Annotated in this window: 7 protein-coding genes and 1 pseudogene; 3 read left to right on the forward strand and 5 right to left on the reverse strand. The window is 71.0% G+C overall.

The window, feature by feature from the left end; translation table 11 throughout:
- A pseudogene (pdtaS, locus tag ADBZ5U_RS14235) lies at positions 1 to 471 on the forward strand (two-component system sensor histidine kinase PdtaS); the annotation flags it as partial.
- A gap of 43 nt (positions 472 to 514) precedes the next feature.
- On the opposite strand, the gene whiB1 reads toward pdtaS, so the two are convergent.
- Both whiB1 and ADBZ5U_RS14245 read right to left on the reverse strand, forming a co-directional pair.
- Positions 515 to 769 (reverse strand): transcriptional regulator WhiB1, encoded by a 255-nt coding sequence (gene whiB1 / locus ADBZ5U_RS14240; RefSeq protein WP_526811258.1) that lies wholly within the window; start codon positions 767 to 769, stop codon positions 515 to 517.
- A 221-nt stretch (positions 770 to 990) separates the two neighbouring features.
- The gene (locus tag ADBZ5U_RS14245; protein WP_526811260.1) at positions 991 to 1,968 is read right to left on the reverse strand and encodes a diacylglycerol/lipid kinase family protein; all 978 of its coding nucleotides are present in this window, start codon (positions 1,966 to 1,968) and stop codon (positions 991 to 993) included.
- A 24-nt stretch (positions 1,969 to 1,992) separates the two neighbouring features.
- Between ADBZ5U_RS14245 and ADBZ5U_RS14250 the strand changes: the two genes are divergently transcribed.
- Together ADBZ5U_RS14250 and ADBZ5U_RS14255 are read left to right on the forward strand one after the other, a co-directional pair.
- On the forward strand, positions 1,993 to 2,571 hold the full coding sequence (locus ADBZ5U_RS14250; protein WP_526811262.1) for a sensor domain-containing protein: 579 nt from the start codon (positions 1,993 to 1,995) through the stop codon (positions 2,569 to 2,571).
- Entirely contained in the window at positions 2,568 to 2,996 is a 429-nt protein-coding gene (locus ADBZ5U_RS14255) for a hypothetical protein (protein WP_526811264.1), read from the forward strand. The genes ADBZ5U_RS14250 and ADBZ5U_RS14255 overlap by 4 nt, the downstream gene beginning before the upstream one ends.
- Here ADBZ5U_RS14255 and ADBZ5U_RS14260 read toward each other — a convergent pair.
- From ADBZ5U_RS14260 to ADBZ5U_RS14270, 3 genes are all read right to left on the reverse strand, one after another.
- Positions 2,951 to 3,385: a GNAT family N-acetyltransferase gene (locus ADBZ5U_RS14260; protein ID WP_526811270.1), complete on the reverse strand. Its 435-nt coding sequence runs from the start codon at positions 3,383 to 3,385 to the stop codon at positions 2,951 to 2,953. The two genes, ADBZ5U_RS14255 and ADBZ5U_RS14260, sit on opposite strands and share 46 nt — an antisense overlap.
- 68 nt (positions 3,386 to 3,453) lie before the next feature.
- A complete protein-coding gene (locus tag ADBZ5U_RS14265; protein WP_526811266.1) occupies positions 3,454 to 4,530 on the reverse strand; it encodes an isochorismate synthase in 1,077 nt (358 codons plus the stop codon).
- The coding region (locus ADBZ5U_RS14270) for a histidine phosphatase family protein (protein WP_526811268.1) at positions 4,527 to 4,828 on the reverse strand (302 nt) is incomplete at its 5' end. The genes ADBZ5U_RS14270 and ADBZ5U_RS14265, both read right to left, overlap by 4 nt.

Below are 4,828 nucleotides of genomic sequence, written 5' to 3' on the forward strand. Positions count from 1 at the left end.
GAGGCGCTGTCGATGTCGGTCGACGAGGAGGTCAACCTCGACGAGGTCATCGACCGGATCCTGCCGGTCATGAACGACGTGGCCCGGGTCGACACCCCGATCCGGATCACCCGGGACGGCTCCCTGGGGGTGCTCGACGCCGACCGGGCGACCGCGTTGGTCATGGTGGTCACCGAACTGGTGCAGAACGCCATCCAACACGGCTTCTCCCACCCGGAAGCGAACAGGGGCGGCCGGGTGCTGATCTCCGCGGACCGGTCGGCGCGGTCGCTGGACATCGTCGTGCACGACGACGGCCGGGGCTTACCGGCCGATTTCGGCCTGGAAGGCTCCGACCGGCTGGGACTGCAGATCGTGCGCACCCTGGTGTCGGCGGAACTCGACGGCACGCTGGAGATGCGACAGGCCCCCGGCGGCGGGACCGAGGTGCTGCTGCGGGTGCCGATCCGGACCAGGCAGGCCAAAAACTAGGGGCCCCGGCGGATCGCCGGGGCCCCTCGTTTGAAGAATCCGCTCAGACGCCGGTGCGGGCCCTGGTGCGGGCGTTGCGGCGCTTGAGAGCGCGACGCTCGTCCTCGCTCATGCCGCCCCAGACGCCGGCGTCCTGCCCGGAATCCAGCGCCCAGCCCAGGCACTCGGTGGTCACCGGGCACCGGTTGCAGACCAGCTTCGCGTCGGCGATCTGGGCCAGAGCCGGACCGCTGTTTCCCACCGGGAAGAACAGTTCCGGATCTTCGTCCCGACAGACCGCCTTGTGTCGCCAATCCATGAGTTCCTACTCCTAACCTGTACGTATGCACACGAAATCGGGGTTCGCCCCTAAGCCGAGGCTTTAACCTGCGCACACACAAATGATGTTTCGCTGTTACCAAGATGGTTTCACAGCCGCGGGGGAAGTCAAGAGAAGTCGGCTCATCCGTGGTCTATCTCACTCCGGGGAATGGTTTAAGACCGGTCCGGTGGATCGTACGCCGCCCTGGTGGGCGCCTTTCACCGGGGGGTCGGTGCCGCCGCGGGGCCCGGTGCCACGACGTCGAGCACGTCCGGCACCGACCTGAACGTCATCTCGGTCAGCATGCCCACGAAGTCGCCGTCCACCTGGGCGGCGATCGGCTCGGCCGCGGTGACCCGCACCCAGGCCAGGTCGTCCTCCCGGATCAGGTTCTTGCCCTTGATCTCGGCTTTCTTGGACCACATCCGGCGCACCACCTGCAGGTTGGCGATCACGTTCATCGAGGTGACGGCGAAAATCCCCAGTCCGCCCTCGAAGGTGGTGTCCGGATTGGTGTAGATCGGCCGGGTGTTGGCGTAGGTCCACGGGCTGGCGTTGGAGACGAAGGCGAAGTGCACACCGGCGACCGGCTCCCGGTCGGGGAGTTGCACCGTCAGCAGCGGCTCGGCGCCGGCGTTGAGCAGCATCTCCCGGGTCGCGATGCGGATGTAGCGGGCGGCGGTGACCTTGCGTCCCTTGGCGCGCTGGGCCTCCACGGCGGCCACCACGTCGCCGTCGACACCCATTCCGGCGGTGAACACCGCCCAGCGCTCGCCGCAGTCCATCAGCCCGATCCGCCGCCACCCCCCGCCCCGGCGGCGTTCGTCGAGCAGGTCCACCAGCTGATTCGTCGCCTCGATCGGGTCGGGGCTGATGCCCAGGGCGCGGGCGAAGACATTGCCCGCGCCGCCCGGCACCACTGCGACCGCGGGCAACGAGCCGGCCGCGGGAAGCTCCCGCCCCGGTTGACCCAGCAAGCCGTTGACCACCTCGTTGACGGTGCCGTCCCCGCCGTGCGCGATGATCACGTCGACGCCGTCCCGGCGGGCGGCCCGGGCGATCTCGACGGCGTGACCGGCTCGGCCGGTGTGCGCGACGACCAGGTCCACCCGGCTCTCCAGCGCATGCGCCAGCAGATCCCGGCCCGCCGGCGTGGTTGAAGTTGCGTTCGGATTGACGATCAACACGGCACGCACGAGCGTTGAGCCTAATCTGATGTCATGCATCCCACGGCAGCGGCAGCGGCACTGATCTGCTGCACCCTCGTCACGGCGCCGTCGGCTGCCGCCACCCCGCCCGCACCGGCACTGGTGCTCAGTGTCGAGGACGTCCGCGCCATCGCCGGAAACGCCGATCTGAACACCGGCGAGCAACTCGACCGGCCCGTCGGCCAGCACCAGTACGACGAGCTGTACCCGAGCCAGTGCCACCCGGTATTCGACCAGGACGCCGCCTTCGCCGGCGGTTACGACCAGTTCCGCTCGGTGACCTACACCGGGGCGGCCAGCCGGTCGGTCACCCAGGCCGTCGCGGTGTACCCGGATGCCGGCGCCGCCCGGGCCGCCCTGACCCGTGTCGGGACCGCGTTGCGTGGCTGCTCGGAGGCGGGGGTGCCCGATATGGCGGTCACCACCCAGGTGCTGGATCAGAAGACGTTCGCGCTGTGCCAGGCCCAGTGCGCCACGATCTACCGCGCCGCCGGGCCGGTCCTGATCGCCGTCAGCGCCACCCGTTTCGGCGACTCCGACCGGATCGCCACCGCGGTAATGGCGCAGATCACGAACCGGGTCGGGGCGTGATCCCGCAGGCCGTGCGGCGGGCGGCGGCACTGGTGGCACTGCAGGGTGCCGCGTTGATGCTGGGCGCGGTGGTGTTCGTGGTCCGTGGTCTGGGTGGTGCCGACCGGCGCATCGTCGACGGCTTCGGGAACGCGTTGTGGTTCGGCCTGGTCGCGGCCGCGGTGCTGGGCGCCGCCTGGGCGCTGTGGAGGGGCCGGCGGTGGGGCCGCGGCATCGCCGTGTTCACCCAGATGCTGATCCTGCCGGCGACCTGGTACGCCGGTGTCGGCTCGCACCGGTGGGTCTACGCGGTTCCCGTCGCCGCGGTCTCGGTGCTGATCCTGGTCCTGCTGTTCAGTCCCGCCACCTTGCGGTGGTGGTCGAACACTCAGGACAACACTCAGGACCCGGCCAGCGCGACCAGTTCCGGCCCGGACACCCGGTAGCCGATCCATTCGGTCATCGGCCGCCCGCCGACCGAGTCGTACAGGGCGATCGCATCGGCGTTCCAGTCCAGCACCGCCCAACTGAGCCTGCTGTAGTCGTTCTGCACGCAGACCCGGGCCAGGGTGGCCAGCAGTGCCTTCGCCAGGCCTCGGCGGCGAAACGCGTCCCGCACGAACAGGTCCTCCAGGTGGATGCCGGCAACCCCGTCCCAGGTGGAGAAGTTGCGGTACCACAGCGCCATCCCCGCGGCCGCGCCGTCGACCTCGGCGAGATGGCAGGACGCCACGGCTGGGTGGGCGTTGTCCCCGAAAAGTGCTGCGGTGATCTGACTTTCGCTCACCGTGCACTTCTCGGGGGCCCGCTCGAACTCGGCGAGCTGGTGGATCATCGCGACGATCTCGGGCTCGTCGCCGGGTCGGGCCGGCCGGATCCGGGTGCTCGACGTTCTTTCCGAAGTCACAGCGGTACCCCCAACGCCGACAGGACCGTCCGGAACTTCACGGTGGTCTCGGCGACCTCCTCGTCGGGATCGGACTCGGCGACGATGCCGCCGCCGGCCTGAGCCAGCGCGCTGCGCCCCCCCGCGGACAGTTGCGCGCCGCGGATGGCCACCACCCAGCGGCCGTCCCCGCCGGCGTCGCACCACCCGACGGCTCCGGCGTAGAAGCCGCGGTCGCCCTCCAGGTCGGCGATCAGGTCCACCGCCGCGGCGGTCGGCACGCCTCCGACGGCCGGGGTGGGGTGCAGCGCCAGCGCGAGATCTATTGCGGTGGTGGAACTTTGCCGCAACCGCCCGTGGATCGGGGTGCTCAGATGCCACAGCGCGGCGGTGCGGCTCAGTTGGGGTTCGGGGGCAACCCGCAGGCCGCTGCACAGCGGCGCCAGCGCGGCACGCATCGCGTCGACGACGAGTCGGTGCTCGTGGCGGTTCTTGGCCGAGGCCGCCAGGGCGGCGCCGTTGGCGCCGTCGGTGTCGGGGTCCGGCGACCGCGGCGCCGACCCGGCGAAGGGCTGACAGGTCACCTGATCGCCGCGGCGGGCCACCAGCAACTCGGGGCTGGCGCCCACCAGCACCGCGCCGGGCCGGCCGGCGGGGGACAGGTCGGCCAGGTAGGCGCTGGCCTCCCGGTCGGCGCCGGCGAGTCGGTGCAGCAGCGTGAGAGGGTCGATCACGCCGTCGGCCACCAGGTGCAGTGCGCGCGCCAAAACGACTTTCTGCAGAGGGTTCTCCGGATCCCGCAGCAGCGCCAGCGCGGCCTCGACGCGGGCCCGGTGCATCGCGGGATCGGGCAGCCTCTCGGCGATCCGAACCGGCGGCGGCGGGCAGCCCGGCGCGGGCGGCAGCGTGTCGCGAAGCCGCTGCGGTGCGTACAGCGCCGCGGGCCGGCGGACGTCGAAGGGCAACGCGCCCACCACGATGTCGGCCGAGCCGTCGCGCAGGGCCGAGGCGGCGGCGCCGACCTCGGCGTAGCCGGTCCTGATGCCCTCGGCTACAACGGTTTCGCCGGGCCCGGTCAGGGCGAAGGAGATCACCGGTCCGTCAGACCCGGGCTGGTCAAACCGAGGGCCGACAGCTGACGCAGCCCGTACTCGAATCCGCACACCGACACCGCCGCGGTGCCGAACCCGTATCGGGCGCCCTCCCGCAGTGGCTGCTCCACCCAGCGGGTGATCACCGAACGGGAGAAGTGGCCGTGGCTGACGAACACCACGTCCCGCTCGCTCATGTGGTCCAGCGCGAAGGCCACCGCCTGATCGGCCCGCATGCTGACCTGGTCCACGCTCTCCCCGCCCGGGCAGCCGTAGGTCCACAACAGCCACCCCGGCGTCC

The sequence above is a fragment of the Mycobacterium sp. genome (assembly GCF_040398885.1).
Taxonomy (GTDB): Bacteria; Actinomycetota; Actinomycetes; order Mycobacteriales; family Mycobacteriaceae; genus Mycobacterium.

Excerpts from the sequence above, each read along its gene's own strand:
- ADBZ5U_RS14250 (WP_526811262.1), top strand. The coding sequence starts at position 1,993 with ATGCATCCCACGGCAGCGGCAGCGGCACTGATCTGCTGCACCCTCGTC.
- whiB1 (WP_526811258.1), bottom strand. The coding sequence starts at position 769 with ATGGATTGGCGACACAAGGCGGTCTGTCGGGACGAAGATCCGGAACTG.
- ADBZ5U_RS14260 (WP_526811270.1), bottom strand. The coding sequence starts at position 3,385 with ATGATCCACCAGCTCGCCGAGTTCGAGCGGGCCCCCGAGAAGTGCACG.